General features: G+C 68.9%; 21 protein-coding genes. 9 read left to right on the plus strand and 12 right to left on the minus strand.

Annotation, left to right across the window (positions count from 1 at the left end; translation table 11 throughout):
• Positions 1–124: 124 nt before the first annotated feature.
• The 5 genes from ppnN to grxD all read right to left on the minus strand — a co-directional run bounded on the left by ppnN (position 125) and on the right by grxD (position 6847).
• Complete coding sequence (gene ppnN / locus AC3A5K_RS09470) at positions 125–1513, minus strand: nucleotide 5'-monophosphate nucleosidase PpnN (RefSeq protein ID WP_487617272.1); 1389 nt, start codon at positions 1511–1513, stop codon at positions 125–127.
• 117 nt (positions 1514–1630) lie between these two features.
• Positions 1631–4921: a TonB-dependent receptor gene (locus tag AC3A5K_RS09475; protein ID WP_487617273.1), complete on the minus strand. Its 3291-nt coding sequence runs from the start codon at positions 4919–4921 to the stop codon at positions 1631–1633.
• A 245-nt stretch (positions 4922–5166) separates the two neighbouring features.
• Positions 5167–5772: a YhgN family NAAT transporter gene (locus AC3A5K_RS09480; RefSeq protein WP_487617274.1), complete on the minus strand. Its 606-nt coding sequence runs from the start codon at positions 5770–5772 to the stop codon at positions 5167–5169.
• Positions 5769–6515: an SDR family oxidoreductase gene (locus tag AC3A5K_RS09485; protein ID WP_487617725.1), complete on the minus strand. Its 747-nt coding sequence runs from the start codon at positions 6513–6515 to the stop codon at positions 5769–5771. The genes AC3A5K_RS09480 and AC3A5K_RS09485 overlap by 4 nt, the downstream gene beginning before the upstream one ends.
• 11 nt (positions 6516–6526) lie before the next feature.
• The gene (grxD, locus tag AC3A5K_RS09490; RefSeq protein WP_487617275.1) at positions 6527–6847 is read right to left on the minus strand and encodes a Grx4 family monothiol glutaredoxin; all 321 of its coding nucleotides are present in this window, start codon (positions 6845–6847) and stop codon (positions 6527–6529) included.
• 114 nt (positions 6848–6961) lie between these two features.
• Here grxD and AC3A5K_RS09495 point away from each other — a divergent pair, with 114 nt between their 5' ends.
• Positions 6962–7546, plus strand: a complete 585-nt coding sequence (locus AC3A5K_RS09495; protein WP_487617276.1) for a superoxide dismutase — start codon at positions 6962–6964, stop codon at positions 7544–7546.
• Here the strand turns inward: AC3A5K_RS09495 and AC3A5K_RS09500 are convergent.
• A complete protein-coding gene (locus tag AC3A5K_RS09500) occupies positions 7543–8787 on the minus strand; it encodes a putative bifunctional diguanylate cyclase/phosphodiesterase (protein ID WP_487617277.1) in 1245 nt (414 codons plus the stop codon). The two genes, AC3A5K_RS09495 and AC3A5K_RS09500, sit on opposite strands and share 4 nt — an antisense overlap.
• Positions 8788–8800: 13 nt before the next feature.
• Positions 8801–10063, minus strand: a complete 1263-nt coding sequence (locus AC3A5K_RS09505) for an HD-GYP domain-containing protein (RefSeq protein ID WP_487617278.1) — start codon at positions 10061–10063, stop codon at positions 8801–8803.
• A gap of 297 nt (positions 10064–10360) precedes the next feature.
• Between AC3A5K_RS09505 and AC3A5K_RS09510 the strand changes: the two genes are divergently transcribed.
• From AC3A5K_RS09510 to AC3A5K_RS09520, 3 genes are all read left to right on the plus strand, one after another.
• Positions 10361–11326, plus strand: coding sequence for an aldo/keto reductase (locus AC3A5K_RS09510; protein ID WP_487617279.1), 966 nt, complete (start codon positions 10361–10363; stop codon positions 11324–11326).
• Positions 11327–11338: 12 nt separating this feature from the next.
• Positions 11339–12682 carry an NTP/NDP exchange transporter gene (locus AC3A5K_RS09515; RefSeq protein WP_487617280.1) on the plus strand — a complete coding sequence of 448 codons (1344 nt, stop codon included), beginning with the start codon at positions 11339–11341 and terminating at the stop codon, positions 12680–12682.
• Positions 12683–12770: 88 nt separating this feature from the next.
• Complete coding sequence (locus tag AC3A5K_RS09520; RefSeq protein ID WP_487617281.1) at positions 12771–13712, plus strand: DMT family transporter; 942 nt, start codon at positions 12771–12773, stop codon at positions 13710–13712.
• 12 nt (positions 13713–13724) lie between these two features.
• Here AC3A5K_RS09520 and AC3A5K_RS09525 read toward each other — a convergent pair whose 3' ends face one another.
• Complete coding sequence (locus tag AC3A5K_RS09525) at positions 13725–14834, minus strand: GGDEF domain-containing protein (protein ID WP_487617282.1); 1110 nt, start codon at positions 14832–14834, stop codon at positions 13725–13727.
• Between the two features lie 222 nt (positions 14835–15056).
• Between AC3A5K_RS09525 and AC3A5K_RS09530 the strand changes: the two genes are divergently transcribed.
• Complete coding sequence (locus tag AC3A5K_RS09530; RefSeq protein WP_487617283.1) at positions 15057–15281, plus strand: RNA-binding S4 domain-containing protein; 225 nt, start codon at positions 15057–15059, stop codon at positions 15279–15281.
• Positions 15282–15351: 70 nt separating this feature from the next.
• Here the strand turns inward: AC3A5K_RS09530 and AC3A5K_RS09535 are convergent, their stop codons facing one another.
• On the minus strand, positions 15352–15855 hold the full coding sequence (locus AC3A5K_RS09535; protein ID WP_487617284.1) for a DUF4019 domain-containing protein: 504 nt from the start codon (positions 15853–15855) through the stop codon (positions 15352–15354).
• A gap of 179 nt (positions 15856–16034) precedes the next feature.
• Between AC3A5K_RS09535 and AC3A5K_RS09540 the strand changes: the two genes are divergently transcribed.
• Complete coding sequence (locus AC3A5K_RS09540; protein WP_487617285.1) at positions 16035–16589, plus strand: LemA family protein; 555 nt, start codon at positions 16035–16037, stop codon at positions 16587–16589.
• Entirely contained in the window at positions 16586–18301 is a 1716-nt protein-coding gene (locus AC3A5K_RS09545) for a DUF2207 family protein (RefSeq protein WP_487617286.1), read from the plus strand. Before AC3A5K_RS09540 ends, AC3A5K_RS09545 begins: the two co-directional genes overlap by 4 nt.
• Before the next feature lie 21 nt (positions 18302–18322).
• Here AC3A5K_RS09545 and soxR read toward each other — a convergent pair whose 3' ends face one another.
• On the minus strand, positions 18323–18766 hold the full coding sequence (soxR, locus tag AC3A5K_RS09550) for a redox-sensitive transcriptional activator SoxR (RefSeq protein ID WP_487617287.1): 444 nt from the start codon (positions 18764–18766) through the stop codon (positions 18323–18325).
• A 77-nt stretch (positions 18767–18843) separates the two neighbouring features.
• On the opposite strand from soxR, the gene AC3A5K_RS09555 reads away from it, so the two are divergent.
• On the plus strand, positions 18844–19866 hold the full coding sequence (locus tag AC3A5K_RS09555) for a quinone oxidoreductase family protein (protein ID WP_487617288.1): 1023 nt from the start codon (positions 18844–18846) through the stop codon (positions 19864–19866).
• 145 nt (positions 19867–20011) lie between these two features.
• Positions 20012–21874, plus strand: a complete 1863-nt coding sequence (locus AC3A5K_RS09560; protein WP_487617289.1) for an ABC transporter ATP-binding protein — start codon at positions 20012–20014, stop codon at positions 21872–21874.
• Between the two features lie 40 nt (positions 21875–21914).
• Here AC3A5K_RS09560 and AC3A5K_RS09565 read toward each other — a convergent pair whose 3' ends face one another.
• Together AC3A5K_RS09565 and AC3A5K_RS09570 are read right to left on the minus strand one after the other, a co-directional pair.
• On the minus strand, positions 21915–23225 hold the full coding sequence (locus AC3A5K_RS09565; RefSeq protein ID WP_487617290.1) for a COG3904 family protein: 1311 nt from the start codon (positions 23223–23225) through the stop codon (positions 21915–21917).
• Between the two features lie 124 nt (positions 23226–23349).
• Complete coding sequence (locus AC3A5K_RS09570; protein WP_487617291.1) at positions 23350–24351, minus strand: alpha/beta fold hydrolase; 1002 nt, start codon at positions 24349–24351, stop codon at positions 23350–23352.
• Positions 24352–24371: the final 20 nt, after the last annotated feature.

Raw genomic sequence — 24371 nt, forward strand, 5'->3', positions numbered from 1 at the left:
CCCGCGCGCCGCCGGTACGTCCGACGTTCCCCGTCGCGCAGTCTAGCGGCCACCGCCCGTCGTTCAAGCGGTGGCGGACGGGCGGTCGGCAGTGGGCGACAAGCGCGCCGCGGCAGCCCTCGGCTCAGGCCACCACTTCGTAGCAGGGCTTGTAGTCACCGGAGATCTTCATCCGGCGCTGCTCCACGAACGCACGCAGCAGGCCGTCGAGCGACTGCATGATGTCGCGGTCGCCGTTGATGCGGAACGGGCCGAACTCCTCCACCCGGCGCAGGCCGTCCTCCTTGACGTTGCCGGCCACGATGCCGGAGAACGCACGGCGCAGATCTGCCGCCAGCGCATGCGGCTTGCGGCCATGGTGCAGGTCGAGCGCGGCCATCGCCTCGTGGGTCGGGATGAAGGGCTGTTGCAGGTCCAGCGGAATCGTCATCGACCAGTTGAAGTAGAACGAGTCCTTGTGGGCGACGCGGTACTCCTTGACCTTGCGCACGCCGGCCGACATCCGCCGGGCGACCTGTTCCGGATCGGCAACAATGATCTCGTAGCGCGATGCGGCCTCGTCACCGAGGGTCAGGCGGATGAACTGGTCGATCTGCTCGAAGTACGGCGCCGACGCGGTCGGGCCGGTCAGGATGAAGGGAAACGGGATGTCGCGATTCTCTTCCTGCAGCAGCAGGCCCAGCAGATAGAGGATCTCCTCGGCCGTGCCGACGCCACCCGGGAAGACGATGATGCCGTGCCCGAGGCGCACGAACGATTCGAGACGCTTCTCGATGTCCGGCATGATCACCAGCTGGTTCACGATCGGATTCGGCGATTCGGCGGCGATGATGCCGGGCTCGGTGATGCCGATGTAGCGCGCCGGGTACTGGCGCTGCTTGGCATGCGCGACGTTCGCGCCCTTCATCGGCCCCTTCATCGCGCCCGGACCGCAGCCGGTGCAGATGTCCATGCCGCGCAGGCCGAGTTCGTAACCGACCAGCTTGGTGTAGTCGTACTCGCCGCGATTGATCGAGTGCCCGCCCCAGCAGACGACGAGGTTGGGATCGCCCGGCTGCAGCAGCCGCGCGTTGCGCAGCAGGCCGAACACCGCGTTGGTGATGCCGGCCGAGGATTCGAGATCGGTGGCGTATTCCGGCCCGAGCTCGATCGCCGTGTACGCGAGATCGCGCACCACCGCGAACAGCAACTCGGCCACGCCGCGGATGATCTGGCCGTCGACGAAGGCCATGCCGGGCGCATTGACCAGCTCGATGCGAATGCCGCGATCCTGCTGCAGCACCTGGATGTTGAAATCGGGATACAGCTCCTGCGCCGCGCGCGGATCGTCCGAAGCGCTGCCGCTGGTCAGCACTGCCAGCGCGCAGCGACGCAGCAGATCGTGCATGCCGCCGCTGGATGCATCGCGCAGGCGGGCGACTTCGTCGCGCGACAGCACATCGAGGCCACCACGCGGATAGATGTAGGCGTTCACCGTCGGCAGCGCCGTCGCCGCCGTGATTTCGTTGCTCATTCCTGACTCTTCTTGTCTGCGTCTTCGATCGGTGCGGCACTGTAGCGCAGCCCTCCGCACAAACGGAAACGGCCGGGTTGCCCCGGCCGTTTCGGTGTCACGTGTTCGATCCGGGGATCAGAACTTGTAGCGGAAGCTCACCTGCGCAGCCCAGCGCGACACGCCCTTGTCGTCATACACGCTCGCTTCGTCGGGCGTGTTGAAGCGGTAGACGTACTTGCCGGTCACCTGATCGACACCGCCGTATTCGACGATGCCCTTCATTGCCGGGAAGCCAACTTCCTCGATCCGACCCCAATCCTTGTTGATCAGGTTGCCGACATTGAGGATGTCGAGCGCGATCTCGGCTTTGTTGCCATTGAAGAAGCCGGGGAATTCCTGCGAAATCCTCAGATCGAACTGGTTCACCCAGCGATTGCGGGCATCGTTGCGGCCCGCGGTCTGACCCTTGCGCGCACTCAGATAGGAGTCGCCATCCACGTATGCCCAGAACGCGGCTTCTTCCGCAGGCGAGCCGAACAGCACGTCACCAGGGCCCGCCGGGATATACAGCAGATCGTTGAGACGACCATCGCCGTTCGCGTCGTTGTCGAATGTGTAGCTGAACGGACGTCCCGAGCGACCCTCGTAGAACATTGCGACGGAGGTGTTGTTGTCACCGAAGAACGCATGCTTCCAGCTCAGCGCCGCCGAGAACCGGTCACGGATCTCGTAGTTGGATCGCGACGCCACCGCTTCGTTCGCCTGGAACACCGCATTGTTGCCCAGCTGCGAGCCAGACGTGGAGCTGGTCAGCGCACTGACTTCCGTCGCGTACGTGTAGGTGTACGCCGCCTGCCATGACCAGTTGCTTTCGTTGAACGGCTTGCTGAGTCCAAACGTGTACTGCTGGCTTTCACCCTCGTCCGTCGAACGGGCAAGAATCGCGTTGGTGAAATTGCGATCGCGCTGCGCCCTCGCATCGACGAGGCTCGCATACGTGGTCCGACCCCGAAAATCGGTACCGGTCACGCGGGAACAGCCCGCCGCCACGCCTGCCGCGTTGGCCACTGGCGTGCCGTTCGCACCGAAGCAGGCCCGGTTGTAGCCGACCGCGTTGTAATAGAGCTCGCGACCATCCTGTCCGACGCGAGTGGCCGGCCCCAGATTGAGCTCCTGGTAGTAAATGGCTTCCTTGACCTGCGTCCACACGCCTTCAGCCGACGCGACCACGCCCCACCACGGCAGCTCGGTCTCGAATGCAAGGTTCGCCTTCCAGACTGCCGGCTGGCCCAGATCCGGATCGATGAAGTCGATCGCTTCCGCACCGCTGGAATCCGCGGTCGGCGGGCAGGCCCGGTTGTTCGCGGCAATCAGCGCGCACTGGTTTGCGGGATCGGGATCGAAACCACTGAACCCATTGGAGAACAGATAATCGACATAGGCGTCGCGGCCATAGTTCGAGAATCCGTTCGAGAGCCAGACGCTGGCCGCGGCACCCTGGAAGAGGCCGACGCCGCCGCGCAGCTGCATGGGCCGCTCACTGTCGAAGGTGTAGTTGAAGCCGGCGCGAGGCTGGAACAGGCCGTTTCCATTGATGGTCTTGCTGTTGTCGTAGCCGAACTCTGCGAACGCGCGCGGGTTGTAGAACGGCGACCCGCTGACACGCGGCTCGTCGTAACGGACTCCCAGATTCAGCGTCAGGTTGTAGTTGACCGCCCAGGAATCCTGCACGAAGTAACCGATGTTCTTCAGCCCGAAGACCGCCGCCATGTTGTCCTGCACGCCATCGCGCGGATAGAACAGCTGGTACCGGCTGGCCGAGCCAGACTCGAACGCATCGATGTTGTCGAAGGTGTAGACACCATTGAGGCGGCGGCCAAACAGGTTGTAGATGTCGTTGTCCTCGTAATCGACACCGAACTTGACCGTGTGGTCGCCCAGGAAGAGATTGCCGGCGAAGAAACCGTTCCAGGTCTTCGTACCCACGGCATTGACGTGCGTGTTTTCCTCGGTGCCCAGGTTGATCGTGTTGTCTCCGACACGGACCGAGATGGCAGGCAGGTTGGCCAGCGGGACGCGTGGCACGAAGTAATCCCGGTACGAAACCTTCATTTCGGTCGAGAACCGGTCATTCCAGTCGCTGAAAAGCTGCGCCGTCGAAGTTTCGACCTCGTAATCCTTCACGTAGTGATAGGTGTTGAGCGCGAGAGACGAGGGCCCGAAGCCCTGCAGATACGCCTGGCTCTGCTCCGACTTCGCGTAGCGGAAGCTGGCACGGTGATTGTCGGAGACATTCCAGTCGATTTTCAGACCGTACTCCTCGGACTCGGTGTCCAGCGACGGCAGCGCGAGCGAACCGGCATCGAACCCGTAACGCGTACGCGCGATGTCGATCACACGATCAACTTCGCCCTGGGAGATCCCCACGATGTTGCTCGCGCCGGAGCCGGTCGGCCCGTAGCTGGAATTGCCGATGAACAGATTCTTGCCCGTGTACTTCTCGTAGTTGGCGAAGAAGAACAGCCGATCCTTCACGAGCGGGCCGCCGAAGGTGACCCCGTAGGTGTTCTCGCTGTCGAACAACACCGGACGGACATTGTTTTCGTTCTTGCCGGACCAGTCGTTGTCGCGATAGATGCCGTAGACAGTACCGCTGAACGTGTTGGTGCCCGACTTCGTGACAGCGTTGATCACACCGCCCACGCCGCCCGTGATGGTCACGTCGTAATTTGCGACGTCGACCGCGATCTCATCCAGCGTATCCATGGAGAACGGCTGGCGCGGCGCTGCGAGACCGTTGGATTCGAGGCCGAAGGTGTCGCCACTGTTGATACCGTCGACGCGGATCGCGTTGTAGCGCGGATTCTGACCACCGATCGAGATTTCGTTGCGCGCCTTGTCGGTCTGCGACACGCGGGGGTCGAGGCGCGCGTAATCCTGGAGCGTCCGGCTGATCGAGGGCAGCGCTTCGATCTGTTCGCTGGTCACGTTCGTGCCCGTGCCCATCTTGTTCGCACTGAAGATTTCAGAACCACCACCGATTGCCGTCGCCGTCACGGTCTCCAGCGTCGTCAGATCACCAGTCAGCGCGCTGTTGACCGTGTTGACCTGGTTGAGGTTCAGATAGACGTTGTCTTCGGTCCGCGTACCTTCGCCGGCCTTCGTCACCGTGATCGTGTACGGACCACCCACGCGCAGGCCGCGGGCGTTGTAGCGGCCGCTGGCGTCCGTGGTCGCACGGCTCACCGTGCCCGACTCGGTATGGACGATGGTCACATCGGCGCCCGAAACGGGCTGGCCGCCGGCGCCGGTCACCTGGCCGCCGACACCGGCGGAGGTGCTCTGCGCGAACGCGGGAGCGGCGGCGAGTGCGACGATCAGGCCGAGCGACAGCTTGGACAGTCGGGCGCGGTGCGAGTGGTTCATGGGTGTAAGCCTCGGTGCGTGGAGTGCGTCGACGCCTTGCGGCGAGCGACGTTCAGGACGTGGAAAACAGGATGGGGGGCCCCGCCAACAGCGAACGCGTGCACGCCGTTGGTTAAAAACAGGTTAACACGGTACCCCGGATAAATGACAGCACAATGACATCACCGAAATCGTGCAAGCCACTGACCTGACTGGATTTTATGCAGCGCCGCAACTGTGGCGGCCAAGTCCTTGTCGCGGCTCGGTCACGTGCCGAAGACGTCGGCGCCCCGCAGGAAGCCGACCAGGCCGTCGAGCAGCATCTGAACCGAGATCGCGACCAGCAGCATGCCCATCAGCCGCTCGATGGCGGTCAGGGCGCGCAGACCGAGCAGCTTGTAGAGATACGTGGCCGAGAACAGGATGGCCGCGGTACCGCCCCAGGCGATCATCAGCGCCAGGCTCCATTCGCCCAGCCGGTCGGGTTCGTTGCTGCCCATCAACATGACCGCAGCCATGCCGGACGGACCGGCGACGAGCGGGATCGCCATCGGCACGATGAAGGGCTCGCCGTCGGGGATCTCGCCCATCAGGCCTTCCGGCGGCGGAAAGATCATGCGGATGCCGATCAGGAACAGCACGATGCCGCCGGCGATCGCGACCGACTCCTGGCGCAGGTGCATGACCTCCAGCGCGTACTTGCCGGCCCACAGGAACGCCATCAGCACCAGCAGTGCGATCAGCAGCTCGCGGGCGAGCACGATGCGCTGCCGTTGCGGCGTCAGCCGGCGCAGCATGCTCAGGAAGACGGGGATGTTGCCGAGCGGATCGAGGATCAGGAACAGCAGCAGCGCGGCCGAAGCGATGGTCATGGGGTGGGGACTCCATCCGGCGACCAGACCTGGCCGCGATACCCCCGGCCGTCGGCCGAGAGCAGGGTCACGCAATGCGCGGCGATCTCCTGCGGGTCGCGTGCGATGCGGTCGTCTTCCTCGACATGCGCGCGGGCGCGCAGCGCGGTGCGCATCGGCGGGGCCTGCAGGCCGCAGATCCGGACTGGAGACCGGGCGAGTTCGGCGTGGAGCATCGTCACCAGCGCCGCCAATGCGGACTGGGCGAGGCCGTAACCGCCCCAGTAGGCACCCGACGTGCGCGCAGGATCGTCGAGCGCGAACACCACGGCACTGTCATCGGCGCTGCGCAGCAGCGGCAGGCAGGCCTGGGTCAGCCACCAGCGCGCGGTGAGATTGACGTGCAGCGCGCGGGCAAACCCGGCCGGATCGGTGTGCTCGAGCGGCGTGAGCCCCGGGAAGTCGGCGGCGACATGCAGGATGCCGTCGAGCCGGCCGAGCGACTGTCCGATCCGCGCGGCGACCTCGGCGTAATCGTCGGGCGATGCGCCTTCGAGATCCAGCGGATACAGCACCGGTGCGCCGCCCTGGGCTTGCAGCCGGTCGTGCAGCCGGTTGAGCCGAGGCACCTTGCGGCCCATCAGCACCGGCGTCGCCCCGGCCGCCACGCAGGCCTGCGCGGCGGCTTCGCCGAGTCCCCCGTGTGCGCCGACGATCAGCACCACACGCCCGGCCAGTGCGCTGCTGCGCGGCCGGACTTCCAACGCCACCACGCTCACGCCTGCATCACCTCGGCGACCATGCGCGCGAGTTCGCCCGACTCGTGCAGTTCCAGCGTGATGTCGCAGCCGCCGATCAGTTCGCCGTGGATGAACAGTTGCGGGAAGGTCGGCCAGTTGGAGAAACGCGGCAGGTTGGCGCGGATTTCCGGCTCGTCCAGCACGTTGATCGTGCGGTAGCCGTGCGCGCCCGCGTCCTGCAAGGCCTGCACGGTGCGGCTGGAAAAACCGCACATCGGGTAGCGCGGCGTCCCCTTCATGAACAGCACAACGGCTTGGCCATCGATTTCAGCCTGGATGCGTTCAAGGATCGACACGGCGGACTCCTGCAGGACGGCAACGCCGGGCAGTGCCGACGACGGTCAGGGTTAGAATCGGCACATTCTATCGCGTCGTCGCTGTGGCCAGCGGCTTACAGGATTTCCGGCCCCATGCCCCTCGAATTGCCCGCCCTGCCCTACGACCGCACCGCGCTGGAGCCGCACCTCTCCGGCGAGACGCTCGACCAGCATCACGGCCATCACCAGCGCGCCCTGCTCGAGCGCACGAATGCGCTGATCGCCGCGACCGATCTCGATGACGCGCCGCTGGAAGCCATCGTGCGCAAGGCGCAGGGCGAGCTGTTCGACTGCGCCGCCCAGGCCTGGAACAACGCCTTCTACTGGCATTCGCTGCGACCGTCCGCAGCCGGCGGCGGCACGCCGTCGGGCGCGCTGGCCGAGGCGATCACGCAACAGTTCGGCGATGTCGCCACCCTGCGCAGCCGTTTCAATACGGTCGCGCTGCGCCATTTTGGCGCCGGCTGGGTGTGGCTGGTGCAGCGCCCCGACGGCCGGCTCGGCATCGCGGCGACCGCCAATGCCGCCACGCCGCTGACCGGCGAGGACACGCCGCTGCTCGCGGTCTCGCTGTGGGAACACGCGTCGTATCTCGACTATCGCGACAATCGCCAGCGCTACCTCGATGCGTTCTGGCAGCTGGTCAGCTGGGACAGCGTCGCCGCGCGCCTGCGCTAACCGGCGACGACACGACCCGCGGCCGCGACGATGTCCTCGGCCGCGCCGGGTCGCCCGATCAGATAGCCCTGCACGCAGTCGCAGCCCAGCGCCTCGAGCTGCCGCAGCGACGCCGGGTGCTCGACGCCCTCGGCCACGACCTTGAGGCCGAGGTCGTGGGCCAGCTCGATCATCGTGCCGACCATGCGGTGGGCGCGCACGTCGTCCGCCATGTCATGGACGAAACTGCGATCGATCTTCAGCGCATCGACCGGAAGCCGGTGCAGGTAGGCCAGCGACGAATACCCGGTGCCGAAGTCGTCGATCGCGATGCGCACACCGCCCGCGCGCAGGGTGGCGAGCAGCCGCTCGCACTGGACCATGTCGCGCATCAGCGCGCTCTCGGTCACTTCCAGCTCCAGCGCGCCGGCGGGTACGCGCCACAGGCGCATCAGGTCGAACACCTGGTCGACGAAACCGGGCAACTGCAGGACTTCCACCGACAGGTTGACCGCCACATGGACCTGCGGATCGCTTCGGCGCAGTTCGGCCAGATGGCGCAGGCCGACGTTGAGACTCCAGCGCGTCAGGTCGCCGATCTGTCCGCTGCGCTCGGCCACTTCCACGAACAGCGCGGGCGGCACTGCGCCCAGCTGCGGATGCGTCCAGCGCGACAACGCCTCGTAACCGACGATGCGTCCGTCGGCCACCGCCGCGATCGGCTGCAGGTGCAGCTGCAGCTGGTTGTCGGCGATCGCGTTCCGCAGTGCGTGCTGGATCGCTTCGAGCGGAATCGCCGGCGCCGTCCAGAACGCGATGCGCTCGGCGGTGCGCTGGGCATCGTCGCAGGCACGATCGGCGCGCCGGCACAGCAGCTCCGGGGTGTCGCCGTCGTCCGGGCACAGGGCGATGCCGACCACGACGAGCGGATGGAGTTCGCCGTCGCCCGCGCGTACCGGCGCCTGCAGCGTGCGGACGATCTTCGCGGCGGCGAGCGCTGCATGCGCGCGGCCGCGCAGGTCGGCCAGCAGCACCAGCAGATCGTGTTCGCCGGTGCGCACGACGGTGTCTCCGGGGCGCAAGCCTTCGACCAGCAGCGTTTCCAGCGTCAGCGTCAGCGCTTCGGCCGCCGCGTAGCCGAACGAGAGTTCCACTTCGCGCATCCGCAGCATGCGCACCATCAGCACTGCGGCGGAGGCGTCCGGCCGCACCTGCGCGCGCAGGCGGTCGACGTGATCGAAAGCCCGGACGCGATTCAACATGCGTGCAGCGCGCTCACAGGAACAGCGCCACGGGATCGAGCCCGTGCGCGCCCGGCGCCAGCGGCGCGACGATCCGCACCGGCTCGTCGCCGTGCGCGCGCATCATCAGATCCAGACTGTGGAAGGCCGTCAGCAGCGCTTTGTCGGGCGCGGTCAGCACCATGACCCGGGGCTGCAGCCGGCGCGCGGCGTTCTGCGCCATGACGATCGCAACCTCGCCCGTGCTCAGCTCGACCAGCGACCCGATCGGGTAGACGCTCATGCACTGCATGAACTGCTCGACGACTTCCGGCGCGTAGCGCGTGCCGCGGTCGCGATACAGCGCTTGCAGTGCGACGTGCTGGCCGACTGCCGGCCGGTGCGGGCGCTCGCTGGTCATCGCGTCGTAGGCATCCACGACGGCCGCGATGCGGCCCAGCAGCGGTACTGCGTCACCGGAGGCGCCGGCGGGATAGCCGGCACCGTCGACGTGCTCGTGATGCGTGCGCACCATCTCGCGGACGTGTTCGGGCACGGCGGCGCTTTCGTCGAGGATCGCCAGCGCATGCGCAACGTGCGCGCGCATGGCGCGGTGCTCGTCCGCGGTGAAGACGCCGGCCGAGGCCAGCAGCGCCGGATCGACCCGCAGCTTGCCGATGTCGAGCAACAACGCGCCGCTGGCCAGATCGACCAGCAGCGGCTCGGGCAGACCCACGTGCCGACCGAACGCCGCCGCAAGCGCGCTGCAGCCCAGCGCATGCGTGTATTCGTAGGCGCCGCGCTCGCGCAACGTGTCCAGCCACAGGAAGGCATCGGCGTTGCGGACCAGGCTGCGCACCATCGGCTCGACCGCGGCGCGCACGTCGTCGGGGGCGATCGGGCGCCCGTTACGTACGTCATCGAGCACGCGGCTGGCGAATGCCGCCGCCTGCATCTGCGCCTCACGCGCGTCGGCGAGTTCCTGTTCGAAATCGACCCGCTCGGGATAGGCCGTCGAGCCCTGCAGCGCACGGATGTCCGCATCGCGGAACACCTTCGCGACCGGCGCTTCCGACGTGTGCTGCGGCATGGGCGCGTCGTCGAGCGCCAGCAGTCCGAGCCCGCTGGGCCCGATGCCCCGCTCGAGATCGATGTAGACGTGGGCGCACCACGCGGCCAGCACATCGATATCGGCCTGCGATTCGACCATCACGCCTTGCAGCAGAAAGGGCGTGCCTTCCCAGTCCCGGTCCAGGCGACAGACATACATGCCTGTCCGCAGGTCGGCGACCGCCAGTTTTCGTTCGTCCAGCGCCATGAGGTTTCCGGTGTCTTCGCACGCCCAGATCGGCCGCGCGCCGGAAAACTTCATCCCTCCGGGCGGTCGATCCATGGACGCACGAGTGCCGTCATGGCGGCGTGCATCGACCCGGCGGCATGGGCACTCCCCCACCGGCCGCACAGCCTACAGGCTGCCCCACCGGGGTCGAAGTGAAGCGACTGCAATGGACCGACCGCGCACATCGGCGCGGGACGCCGCCCGGACGCCCGCGGGAGGCGCCGCTGGCAAACCCCCTATGATCGGGCGTCCGATCCCGATGCAGGAGACGCCGCCATGACGTCACGCCGTCGCTTTCTGACCACCGCGTCCCTGGCCGCGAGCGGCCTGGTCCTCGCGCCACTTGCCGCGTGCAGCCGGGACACTGCCCCCGCCCTGCCGGCCGCCTCGCCGCAGCCCGCACCGGCTGCCGCCGGCGGCAGCCTGATGACCCGCGCCATTCCGCCCACCGGTGAAGCCGTGCCGGTGATCGGCGGCGGCACGTCAGGCAGCTACGAGGTTGCCTTGGGATCGTCGGAGTTCGAGGCGCTGAAGGACACGGTCCGGGTGTTCTTCGACGGCGGCGCCACCGTCTTCGACACGTCACCCAACTACACCAATGCCGACGAGGTGCTGGGCGCCCTGCTGGCCGATGGCGGCTGGCGCGACCGCTGCTTCCTGGCGACCAAGATCGCCGCGGACGACCGTGCGGCGATGGAAGCCCAGTGGGCGGAAAGCCAGCGCCGCCTGCGTACCGAACGCGTCGAACTGCTGCAGGTCCACAACCTGCGCGCACTCGACATCGCCTGGCCCTATGCGCAGGAACTCAAGGCCGAGGGGCTGACGCGCTACATCGGCCTGACCCACTATCTCGAGAGCGGCCACGCGGCGCTGGTGCGCGCGATGCGCGATCTGCGGCCCGATTTCGTGCAGGTGAACTATTCGGTCAATGCGCCCGAGGCCGGCCGCACAGTGCTCGCGGCAGCGCAGGACCAGGGCGTCGGCGTGCTGGTCAATCGCGCTTTCGACGACGGCAGGCTGTTCGCCGAAGTCCGCGACCGGCCCTTGCCCGGCTGGGCGGCGGAGGTCGGCGTGACCTCCTGGGCGCAGATGTTCCTGAAGTTCGCGATCAGCCATCCGGCGGTCACCGCGGTGATTCCGGCGACCAGCCGTCCGGACCGCCAGGCCGACCAGCTGGGCGCCGGCCAGGGCCCGTTGCTGAGTCAGGCACAGCAGGCCGAACTGACCGCGATGTTCGGCTGAGGCCGCACGACGATGCGCGCATGGCTGTCGGGCTTCTTCAATCTCCGCCGCGGGGAGACCGCGCCGGTCGCCATCGCCGGGCTGTTCTTCTTCTGCATCCTGACCGCGCTGATGATGCTGCGACCGGCACGCGACGCGCTGGGCATGGAGCGCGGCATCGAAAGCGTGCGTTGGCTGTTCATCGGCACCGCACTGGTCACCCTGCTGGTGAATCCGGTGTTCGGCTGGATGGTGAGTCGCCTGCGCCGGCTGCACTTCATCTCGGCGACCTACGCGTTCTTCGCCCTGAGCCTGCTCGGCTTCTGGGCACTGTTGCTGTTCGCGCCGGGCGCGGTGGGCGCGCGCAGCGGCCAGGTGTTCTACGTCTGGTTCAGCGTGTTCAACCTGTTCGTGACGATGGTGTTCTGGGCCCTGCTCGCCGACCGCTTCACCAGCGACCAGGGCAAACGGCTGTTCGCGCTGATCGCGGTCGGCGGCACGCTGGGCGCGATCTTCGGGCCGTGGCTGGCCTCGCGTCTGGCCGAGCCGCTGGGGACCGCGAGCCTGCTGCCGGTCGCCTCGGGCTTCCTCGGCGCAGCGATTGCGATGGCCTGGCTCTTGGTGCGGGTGCAGCCCGACCACGACGGCGACACCGGTGACGCGTCCGTCGCCGCATCCGCCATCGACGAGACGGCGCGCATCGGCGGCAGCGCCTGGGCCGGCATCCGCGCGGTCTGCAGCTCGCCCTACTTGCTTGGCATCGCCGGCTACGTGGTCATCATGACGGTGGTCGCGACCTTCATCTATTTCACCCGCCTGCAGATGGTGGCCGCGGCCGAAACCGACCTGGATGCACGCACCGCCCTGCTCGGCAACATCGACATGTGGACCCAGATCGCGGTGCTGGTGCTGCAGGTCACGCTGACCGGCCACATCATCCGCAGGCTCGGCCTCGGTTTCGCGCTGGCCTTGCTGCCGGTGGCGATGGCGCTGGGCTTCCTGGGCCTGGCGATCTACGGCTCGTTCCTTGTGCTGATCCTGCTGGAGGCGGTCAACCGTGCCCTGCAGCGCGGCCTGGCACGTCCGGCCCGGGAAACGCTGTTCACCGTGGTCGGGCGCGAGGACAAGTACAAGGCCAAGGCCTTCATCGACACCTTCCTCTACCGCGCGGGTGACGTGGTCGGCGCGCAGACCGAAGGCCTGCTCGGCCGGCTTGGACTGGCGCTGGGTGGGCTGGTCAGCGTGGTGTTGCCGCTGGCACTCGTCTGGGCGGCGCTGGGCATCTGGCTGGGACGGGCGCAGCGCCGCCGCAGCGAACAGGCCGCGCTGGACGGCCCGACGACGCCACGGAAGCCGGACGGACCGCGGCCGGTCTGAAAGCCGCTACGGGGCACGCCGTCCACGTGCCCCGTGCACGGCGCCGCGCGCGATGGATAATGCGCGCCCGCCTGCCCCCGATACGCCGATGACGCCCGTCGCCAAAGCCCACTGGCAGATCCATCTGTGCGTGCTGCTGTGGGGGTTCACCGCCATCCTCGGCAAGCTGATCACCCTGCCCGCGCTGCCGCTGGTGTGGTGGCGGATGCTGCTGGTCGCCGCGGTGCTGCTGCTGGTGCCGCGGGTGTGGCGCGGCCTGCGCGCATTGCCGCCTCGGCTGCTGCTGGCCTACACCGGCGTCGGCGCACTGGTCGCGCTGCACTGGCTGACCTTCTATGGCGCGGTGAAGCTGGCCAATGCTTCGGTCGCGGCGACCTGCATGGCGCTGGCCACCGTGTTCGTCGCGCTGATCGAACCGCTGGTCGCACGCAGCCGGTTTTCCTGGCGCGAGCTCGCACTCGGCTTGGCCGTGCTGCCGGGCGTGGCCCTGGTGGTGGGCGGGATTCCGGACGGCATGCGCCTCGGCGTCGCAGTGGGCGCGTTGTCGGCGCTGTTCGTCGCCTGCTTCGGCTCGCTCAACAAACGACTGGTCGAACACGCGGATCCGCTGACGGTCACCGCGGTGGAACTCGGCGCCGGCACGCTCACGCTGACCCTGCTCGCGCCCCTGATGCCGCTGCTGTTCCCCGCGTTCGCCGGCAGCCTGCTGGTGCTGCCGGGATTGCAGGACGGCGCCTACCTGCTGCTGCTCGCATTCGTCTGCACGCTGCTGCCGTTCGCGCTGTCGCTGGTGGCGCTGCGCCACATGAGCGCGTTCTCGGCGCAGCTCGCGGTCAACCTCGAACCGGTCTATGCGATCGCGCTGGCCATCGTGCTGCTGGGCGAGCAGCACGAACTCTCGCCGCGCTTCTATGCGGGTGTCGCGATCATCCTCGCCGCGGTGCTGGTCTATCCGATGCTCGCGCGGCCGCGGCGCATCGTGCATGTCGAGAACATCGCGGCCGGCGAGGCGAAACAGATCACCGGCTGAGGCGCCGCATCGTCAGGACGCGACGCAGACGCGATCGCGACCGTCGCGCTTGGCCTGGTACAGCGCGCCATCGGCGCGCGCGAACAGCGCCGCGGCATCCTCGCCGTCGCGCTGCGCGGCGACGCCGATGCTGACCGTCACCGGCTGGCCGGTCGGCGCGAATGCCACCGCTTCGCGCAGGTGTTCGCAGTGCTGCGCCGCCGCGTCCGATGCCAGGCCCGGCAGCAGCAGCACGAATTCCTCGCCGCCGTACCGCGCGACCCGGCCGCGTGCCGCGCTGCCCTGCGTCTTCAGCAGCGCGCCCAAGGCCTGCAGCACGCGGTCGCCTTCGGCATGACCGTGCAGATCGTTGATCATCTTGAAATGGTCGATGTCGACCACCGCAATCGACAGCGGCGCACCGTCGCGCGCCGCCTCGGCGATGGCCTCATCGAGCGCCAACACGAACGCGCGACGATTGGACAGCCCGGTCAGCGGATCGGTCATCGATTGCTCGGTGAGATCCGCGTTCTGCGATTCCAGCGTCTGCTGGTAGTGCAACAACTGCTGCTCGTACCAGCCGCGCTCCTCGATCTGCAGCCGCAACTCGCTGCTGATGCGATGCAGTTCCATCAGGCGCGATGCCTGCCGCGACAGCGCTTCGAGCGCGCTGCGCTGGTCGGGTTCCAGATCGCGCGGCTTGTCGTCGATCACGCAGAACGTGCCCATCGGCAGGCCATCGGTCGACAGCAGCGGCGCGCCGGCATAAAAGCGGACGTTCGGCCCGCCGGTCACATTCGGGTTGTCGCGGAAACGCGGATCCCGGGTGGCGTCGCGCACCACCATCGTCTCGTGCGGCGCGAGGATCGCGTGCGCGCAGAACGCGGTCTCGCGTGCGGTTTCGCTGCCATCGAGCCCGAGCACGGCCTTGAACCATTGCCGCTCGCGATCGATCAGCGTGACCACCGCGATCGGCACATCGCAGATCGCCGCGGCAATCGCCACCAGATCGTCGAATGAGGCTTCGCGCGGCGTATCGAGGATGCCGTACGCATCGAGCGTCGCCTGGCGCCTGGCTTCGTTGTCGGGAACGCCGGGGCGGATCACGCGTCGCCCCGCGTGCTGCCTGGCAGCCGGCTGCATGCGGACATGCGCTGTCTCTCCAAACCCGTGAACCGGCGCAGTTTAACCCGGCGTCCGCACGCGCACGGGCCACCGGAGCGGCGCGAAGCCGCGCTGCCGACGCGTGCGTCGTGACGCGTCGCGCGAACGCGACGCGCATCCGACGATGCATCAACGTACGCTGCGAATTCGCAACGGCACGCGATGCGATAATCGACGTCCTTCGCCGACGAGTCCCGCACCATGTCCACCCAGATCGAATTTCCCCTCGAAGGCGAGCACGTCGAGCTCAACCAGCTGCTGAAGCTGACGGGCCTGTGCGACAGCGGCGGCGCAGGTAAGGCCTTGGTCGCGAGCGGCGCGGTCCGCGTCGACGGCGCGGTCGAGCTGCGCAAGACCTGCAAGATCCGCGCAGGCCAGACGGTCGTGCTGGGTGATGCCGCGATCCACGTCCGCGCGTCCGACTGAGCCGGATCGATTGCATCGGCTTCAACGAAAACGGCGCCCGCAGGCGCCGTTTTGCCGATGCGCCGAACCGTCAGCGCACGCTGTAGCCGGAGATGCGCCAGGTGCGGTCGTCGTCGAGGCGGAACGACACCAGTTCGCGGATCGGCTGCGCCTGGCCTGTGAACGTCGTCGGGAACGCGACGTTGATGTAGATCCCCGCCGGCACCGCTTCGCCCGCCTGGAACTGCGAACGCGTGACCACCGGTGCATCGCGGCGACCCGGGGCACCGAGCTGGGCGCGGTCGGCCTGGAGCTGGCGGATGAAGTCGTCGCGGGTCACCGTGCCTTTCATGGTCTGCGAAGCGCCGTCCCAGACTTCGCCGGCGCGGTTGGCATCGATCATCTGCAGCACCTGCTGCGCCGCGGCGCCCATCTCGGCATCCTGGCGCGCGACCTGCGCCTGCTGCTCGGGCGTGAGGGCCGGTTGCGCGGCGGCTGCGGGGGCGGCCGGGGGCGTTGCGGGCTGCTGGGCGATGGCCGTGGAGGCGACGGCGGCCAGCAATGTGGCCGACAACGTGAGACGGAGGGTATTCATGCGAAGGACACTCCCGGAACGGCGTTGAAGGGGTCCGAGTGTACGCACAGGCACCTGTCCGGCAACAGGTCCCGCGCCGGCGACGCGGACACGGGGCCGACCGGTGCGTCGGGTATCCTCGGGGCCATGTCGCCTGCCCTGTATGTCCCGTCCACATCGACGGATCGGAATCACCGAGGATGACCGGGGCACTCGTGGCCGCAGCGGTCTGCGGTGTGCTGCTGATCTGGGCGATCGTCGTGTTCAACCGGCTGGTGCGGTCTCGCAACCAGGTGCGTACGGCCTGGTCCGATGTCGACGTCCAGCTGATGCGGCGGCACGACCTGATCCCGCCCCTCACCAGCGCCGTCTCCGCCTACGCCGCGCACGAGCGCAGCACGCTGGACGCCGTCACCGCGCTGCGCGAACAGGCGCGTGCACTGCATGACCCGGTGACGCTGGGCGATCTCGAACCCGCGCTGTCGGCCGGCATCGGACGCCTGCTCGCCTTGCGCGAGGCGTATCCGGACCTCGCGGCCAGCGCCAATTTCCTCCAGCTGCAGCGCGATCTCGTCGAGGTGGAAGCGCAGCTGCAGTACGCGCGCCGCTTCTACAACGGCGCCGTGCGCGATCTCAACGATGCCGTGCAGCGCGTGCCGGACACCGTGGTCGCGCGGGTGACCGGCATCGGACCCGCCGCGTTCTTCCAGACCGACGACACCCACCGCGCACCGGCCGCGGTCCGGATGACGTGACCGGCCCGTACTGGCGCGGCCGTGCGTCAGGTGCGGCAGGCGTGCTGCTCGCGTGCCTCGCGTCCTGCGCTGCATGGGCCCAGGACCGGATCCTCGACCACGCGGTCGAATTGCACGTGCTCGGGGATGGCCGCCTCGACGTCACCGAACGCATCGAGGTGCGCACCGAAGGCGGCGTGTTCCGCCACGGCATCGTGCACACCCTGCCAAACCAGACTCGCGACCATCCGGCTCGCGCGCGCATTGCCGAGGTCGAGATTCTCGACGTCCTGCGCGATGGCCAGCCCGAGCCCTGGACGCGCCGACGCACAGCGGACGACACGCAACTGCACATCGGCGATGCGCGCCACCTGCCGATGCCTTCGCAGCCGGTCTACACCCTGCGCTATCGCCTCGACCGGCAGCTCGACGTGGGCACTGACAACGCGCGTCTGACGATGGACACCGTCCGCGCCGACCAGGGCGTGCCGGTCGAACGCGGCCACGTGACGGTGCACCTGCCGCGCGCGGTGCCGGTGGACGCCTTGCAGGCAACGGGCAGCACTGGCGCGGCGGGGATGGAGACGCGCGACTTCCGTATCGCGCGGTCCGCCTCGGGCACTGCCCGCTGGTCCCTCGTCCGGCCCCTGCAGGCCGGCGAGCACCTGACGGTCTCGCTGGCATTTCCGGCCGATGTCGTGACGCCCCCGGGCCGGGCGCAGCAGTGGCGCTGGTGGCTGGGCGACCGGGCCGGCGTACTGGTCGCGCTGGCCGGTGTCGCGGCGCTGTCGGTGCTGTGCCTGCTGCGACGCCGGCAGCGCCGTCGCGTAGCGCCGGCCACCGCTGCCGGTGCGCGCGTCGCTCCGCCGGCCGGCATCTCGCCCGCCGGGCTGCGCTACATCAGTGGCCTGCGCTACGACGACCGCTGCACTGCTGCCGATCTGGTTGCGAGTGCGGTCCAGGACCACCTGCATTTCCAGCGCGAACGCGCCGACGGCCGTACCGGGTGGCGGCTGGTCCGCATCCACGACGGCGCCTCGACGCTGCCGACGATGGAGCAGCGGGCCCTGCTGCGCGCCCTGCTGCCCGAGCCGCAGGCCTCGCTGACGCTGGACGCCGCGCACGCCGCGCGTATCCGTCACGCCCGCCAGGCCCACGCCGCGGCCCTGCGCCAGCGTTTCCAGCCGGCGATGTTCCGGGTGTCCGGTGTGCACATGCTGGTCGCGCTGACGATCGCGCTGGCGTTCGCGATCCCGGCCCTCGTGCTGGCCGCCCGCACGGGCATGACGATCCCCGCGCTGGCAACGCTCGCGCCGATGCTGCCGCTGCTGGTCGTCCTCGGCGTGCTCGCGAAGACACGGACGCCCGACGGACGCCGCCTGCAGAGCGAGATCGACGCCCTGCGCGCCGGTCTTGCGGACGGGCGCAGCGCCTTCGCGTCGTCCTGCAATGACCCGGCATCGGCTGCGGCCCGCTACGTGGCCCTGCTGCCCCATGCGGTGGCGCTGGAAGTCGAATCCGCCTGGACCCGCGCCTTCATCGCTGCCGTCGGCCGGGACGCGGCCGCGGCGGCGATGGCGGCCCTGCCGTGGTACGCGGGGATCACGGTCACCGATCCCGAACGCTTCAGCCGCTCGCTGGGACGCCGGCTGACGGCGCGCATCGGGGAGGCTACCGCGCGGCGCCGTCGGCCTGGACACGCCCGATCCGACGCCGCGCCCGGCGCAGACTGACCCGGGCACGCGAATCCCCGGTCAAGGATCCAGATACGGCGCGCCCGGCCCCTGCCCGGCTGCGGCATCGTCCGGGTTGCGCAAGGGGCACTGCTGCAGCGACAGGCAGCCGCAGCCGATGCAGCCGTCGAGCTGGTCGCGCAGGCGTGTCAGTCGCTCGATCCGGGCATCCAGCTCGCGGCGCCAGCGGCGCGACAGGCGGCTCCAGTCCGCCTTGGTCGGCGTACGCCCGTCGGGCAGGGTTTCGAGCGCGGCCCGGATCTCGGCAAGCGGAATGCCGGCGCGCTGCGCGACCCGGATCACCGCGACCCGGCGCAGCACGTCGCGGCCGTAGCGCCGCTGGTTGCCGGCATTGCGCCCGCTCACCAGCAGGCCCTCGCGCTCGTAGAAGTGAAGCGCCGACACCGCGACCCCGCTGCGCGCGGCCAGTTCGCCCACCGACAGCACCCCGTCGCCTCCGGCCATGCCGACCTCCTGTTGACCTCAATAATGGTTGAGGTTTTACCCTGCACCGTCTCCGACCACAACCGCGCAGGCGTTCGATGTCTCTCGACAGCGTCCATTCCGACCCGATTCCCGATTCCGACACCTCGACCGACACGGTCGAGACGATGGACGCGATCGCCATCCGCCATGCCGGCGGCGCCGATGCCTGGCGACTGGCCGCCCTGCCGATTCCGGTGCCCGGCCCGGACCAGGCCCTGGTCCGCGTGCTGTCGGCGGGCTTCGGCCACTGGGATGTGCTGGAGCGCGAAGGTCGCCTGGGCCGGGCTGATGCGCCCGGGCGCGTCTTCCCCTTCGTCGGCGGATCGGAAGGCGCTGGCACGGTGGTCGACGTCGGCGCCCGCGTACACCGCTTCCGCGAGGGCGACCGGGTCTGCGGGCTGATCCCGTTGCGCACGCCCAGACGCGGCTTCCATGCCCAGTTCACCGTGGTCGACGCCGACCACCTGTGGCCGGTGCCGGCCGGACTGCCGCTGCAACAGGCCGCGGCCTTGCCGGTCGACGGCGGCCTGGCGATGCATGCGATCGACGCCGCGCTGCATGTCGGCGCGGGCGACCGCGTGCTGGTGTTCGGCGCCAGTGGCGGCATCGGCCACATGGCCCTGCAGTTCGCGCGGCTGCGCGGGGCGCGCGTGCTCGCCGTGGCATCGGGCGCGGATGGCCTGGCGCTGGCCGAACGGCTCGGCGCGGACATGGCGATCGATGGCCGCCGCCACGATCTCGCCGCGGCGCTGCGCATCTTCGCCCCCGCCGGCCTCGACGCCGCCCTGCTGACCGCCGATGCACCGCAGATCGCGCAGCGGGCAATCGAAGCGCTGCGTCCGGGCGGGCGCATCGCCTGGCCACATGGCGTGTCGCCGCCCCCGCCGCGCGCCGACGTGGCGGCCATCGCCTTCGGGGCCCGCGCGGGCGCCGACCACGTGTACGCCGCCTGCCGGGCGATCGAGCGCGGCCCCTTCCACCTGCACGTCGGTGCGCGCTTTCCGCTGGCGCGGATCGCGGACGCAGCGTCTGCGCTGGACGCCCATCACCTCGGGCGCATCGTGCTCGACGTGCCCTAGGCCGGCGTCAGCGCCGGCCTGCGCGTGAAGGCCAGCGGCGCGCGTCGCCGCGTCGTCGCACCTCCGGCGACCCGCATCGCCGACAATGCGCCTCCCGTTTTCATCCGGCGTCGCCCGCGCGGCGCGCATTCCCCAAGGTTGTCCCATGCTCCGCTGGTTCGAATCCCGCATCGATCCCTTTCCGCCTGCGCCGCCGACGCAGCCGCCGACCACGCTGTTCGCGTTCTGCATGCACTACGTCCGCGGCAGCGGCAAATGGCTGCTGCTCATGGCGCTGTGCACCGCGCTGATCGCGATCGCCGAGGTCGTGCTGTACGCCTACGTCGGCTCGCTCGTCGACCGGCTGGCGTCGCACACGCCGGGCAGCTTTCTGGAGGCCGAAGGCGGACGGCTCGCCGCGATGGCGGTGCTGGTGCTCGTCGCGCTGCCGGTGCTCACGCTGTTCAGTTCACTGATCATCCACCAGACCCTGCTCGGCAATTTCCCGATGCGGATCCGCTGGAACGTGCACCGCTATCTGCTGCGCCAGTCGATGGGCTACTTCCAGGAGGAGTTCGCAGGGCGCATCGCGACCAAGCTGATGCAGACGTCGCTGGCCGTGCGCGAGACGGTGATCAAGCTGCTGGACGTCGGCAACTACGTGCTGGTGTATCTGACGGGCGCGCTGATCGTCGCCGCGTCCGCCGACTGGCGCATGATGCTGCCCTTCATCGGCTGGGTGGTGTGTTACGCGCTGCTGATGCGCGTATTCGTGCCGCGCCTGAGCCGCATCTCGGAGAAGCAGGCCGATGCGCGCTCGGTGATGACCGGGCGCATCGTCGACAGCTACACCAACATCGCGACGGTCAAGCTGTTCTCGCATTCGCAGCGCGAACAGGCCTATGCCCGCGAGGCGATGGACGGTTTCCTCGGCACCGTGCACGGGCAGATGCGCCTGGTGACGATGGTCAACGTCTGCAACTACGTCCTCAACATGCTGCTGGTCGCCTCGGTCGCCGGCCTGGGCCTGTGGCTGTGGCTCGACGGCGCGATCAGCACCGGCGCCATCGCCGTCGGCCTGGCGCTGGCGCTGCGCATGCTCGGCATGTCGCAGTGGATCATGTGGGAACTGTCGGCGCTGTTCGAAAACATCGGCACCGTGCGAGACGGCATCAACTCGATCTCGCTGGCGCCGACGGTCGACGATGCCGACGACGCGCCGCCGCTGCCGGCGATCACCGGCGACATCCGCTTCGACCACGTCGATTTCCACTACGGCCAGCAGGATCGCAGCATCATCGAGGACCTGGACCTGCACGTGCGGCCGGGCGAGAAGATCGGTCTGGTCGGTCGCTCCGGCGCGGGCAAGTCCACGCTGGTCAACCTGCTGCTGCGGTTCTATGACCGCGAGGCGGGCGCGATCCGCATCGACGGCGTGGACATCGCCGGCATCACCCAGGATTCGCTGCGCGCGCAGATCGGCATGGTCACCCAGGACACGTCGCTGCTGCACCGCTCGGTGCGCGAGAACATCCTCTACGGCCGGCCCGATGCGAGCGAAGCGGAGATGCTGGAAGCGGCGAAGCGCGCCGAGGCCCACGACTTCATCCTCACCCTCAGCGACGCGAAGGGCCGCACCGGTTACGACGCGCACGTGGGCGAGCGCGGGGTCAAGCTGTCAGGCGGCCAGCGCCAGCGCGTCGCCATCGCGCGCGTGCTGCTGAAGAACGCGCCGATCCTGGTGCTCGACGAAGCGACGTCGGCGCTGGACTCGGAGGCCGAGGCCGCCATCCAGGACAACCTCAACCGCCTGATGGAGGGCAAGACGGTCATCGCGATCGCGCACCGGTTGTCGACGATCGCGGCGATGGACCGGCTGATCGTCATGGACCGCGGGCGCATCGTCGAACAGGGCACGCACGAGGCGCTGGTCGCCGCGGACGGCGTCTATGCGCAGCTGTGGCGGCGCCAGTCCGGTGGTTTTCTGCAGGAAGACGCGGTGCCGACCGTGACGGCGCCCGACGCCTGAGCGGGATGCGGACCGCGATCGCGCGGTCCCAAACCGGGGATCAGCGCGTGCCGCCGCCGTCCGTCGTGGCCGGCGGTGGCGGTGGCATGTCGGCAGTCTCGGCGGTATCGCTGCTGCCGGCGTCGTCGACAGGTGCCGAGGGCGTTTCCGCAGCATCCGCCGCCGGCGACTGCGCCGGCGTGGCACGACGTGCACCCGGCGCCGCTTCAGGGCGCGTGTCGTTCGCGCGCCGCGGCTCGACCGCCGGGACGCCGAGGATGCGCAGCCGGCTGGCGATGCCTGCCGCAGCGGTTAGCTGGCCCACGAGGTCGAATTCCGACAACGGGCTTTCCGAGGGGCACTGCTCGTCCGGGAAGCCGAATTTGCCGCGCAGCTCCAGGCCGCAGGCGGCCAGCTGCTCGACGTCGCGATCGGGCGCGTTGCAGGTGGTGTCGAACGCGCGCACGTAGGCGTCGCGCCGGTTGACGAAATCCTGTCCGCACTTGCGCATGAGGCGCAGCCGGTCGAGATCGTCCTGGGCCGGGTTCACGCCGTCGAGGCCGTAGAGCTTGAGTTCGTCCGGCGTGAGGATGCGCAGGCTGCGGTTGGGCACGGCCATCATCAGGTCGGCCACCGCGACCGCGGCGCCGTTGCGCTCCAGGTAGTCGCGGACGCGGCCGTAGACCGCGCGCAGTTCGCGATTGAGTTCGGCGCGGGTGGAGGCGCTGGAACTCATGCGGATGATGCGGTGGATGCCGACGCGTCCGCCGATCAGGCGGGTATCGCCACCGGCCAGCAGGAACACGCAGGAGCTGTGGCAGACCGCACCGTCGCGGACCCAGATGGTCCAGCGCGACTCGGCAATGACGTCGCCGGCGCGGATCGCTTCCTCGACCATGCCGCCGCTGGAATCGATGTCCAGCACGCGCTTGTTGATCGCCAGGTCGTCGGCGACCACAGCCAGGCGCTGCATCAGCTGGGTGAATTCCTGGGTCACGCGCCCGCGGAAGCGCAGCCGGAATACGCCACGCTCGGCGCAGGCCGACATCGCCGTGCGCAGCGAATCCTGGTCGAACGCGGTCAGCAGGTCCCCGTCGCCGGCATTGGCGTAGTCGAGCTCGCAGCTGAGCGATGCGGTGCCGTCGCTGAGCACCATCTCCGACCAGTCGACCGCGTCGCCCGGCGTTTCGGCCGGCGCGGCGATCTCGGGCAGGTCCTCGTCCGCCAGCGGCGCGGTACTCACCGCACCGCCCTCCTCGGGACTCGCGACCTCGACGGTCTCCGCCACCGGCGGCGTGGCATCGGTACCGGACTGGCAGGCAGCCAGGCCGAGACAGGCGATCAACAACAGACTGGGACGCCAGGGCGACATGAAGACGACGGACTCCGGACAGGACGGACGGCGGATGCGCCGAGGCGGTTCAGTTTAGGGCGTGCACCGCTGCGCGGCGGAATGCGCAATGAATGCAGCCGCCGCGCGTGCCCTAGCGGCCGCCTCAGGGCGCGGTCCGCAGGCCTTTCAGCAGCGCGGCATGGAAGGCGTCGGGGTCTTCGACCTGGGGCGAGTGGCCCAGCGCCGGAAACTCGACCAGTTCGGCCTCCGGCATGGCCTCGGCCGCACGCCGTCCCAGCACCGGATAGTCGCCCAGGCGCGCGGCCACGTCGGCGGGCGCCCGGTTGGCGCCGGGGGCGGTGCGGTCCTTGCCGCCGATCATCAGCAGGGCCGGCACGCGCAGCTTCGGAAACTCGTGGACGACCGGCTGGGTGAACACCATCTCCGAGGTCTGGGCCTGGTTCCAGGCGACGATCTCGCGATCCGGCCCGGCATACATGCCGGCCAGCATGTCGACCCAGCGGTCGTAGCGCGGCGCCCACTGGTCGTCGTAATAGAACTTCAGCTGGTAGGCCTTGATGCTGTCGAAGGTGGTCTTGCGCTCGCCCTCGGCCATGGTGTCGATGCTGGCGTAGGGCACGCCCTCGGCCTGCCAGTCCTCCAGCCCGATCGGATTGACCAGCACCAGCTGCTCGACCGCATCGGGGTACTGCAACGCGTAGCGCACGCCGAGCATGCCGCCCATCGAGTGGCCGATCACCACCGCGCGCTCAACGCCCAGCGACTCGAGCAGGCCATGCGTATTCGCCGCCAGCTGGGCGAACGAAAACTGGTAGCCGCGGGGCTTGGTCGATCCGCAGAAGCCGATCTGGTCCGGCGCGATCACGCGCCAGCCGGCGTCGACCAGCACGTTGATCGTGTCGTCCCAGGTCGGTCCGCAGAAATTCTTGCCGTGCAGCAGCACCGCCGTGCGGCCGTTGCCCGCACCTTCGGGCCGCACGTCCATATAGGCCATCGACAGTGACTGTCCCTGCGATGTCAGCGCGTGCGCCTGGCGCGGATGCGGATAGTCGAAGCCCTGGAGTTCGCCGCCATACGGCGACGCGGACACGGAGGTGGCCGACAGCGCGGCGAGCGACAGGACGAGCGGAGCGATGCGGGTCATGGCAGCGTGTTCTCTTGCGG

It is taken from the genome of Luteimonas sp. Soil_C_5 (assembly GCF_057656615.1).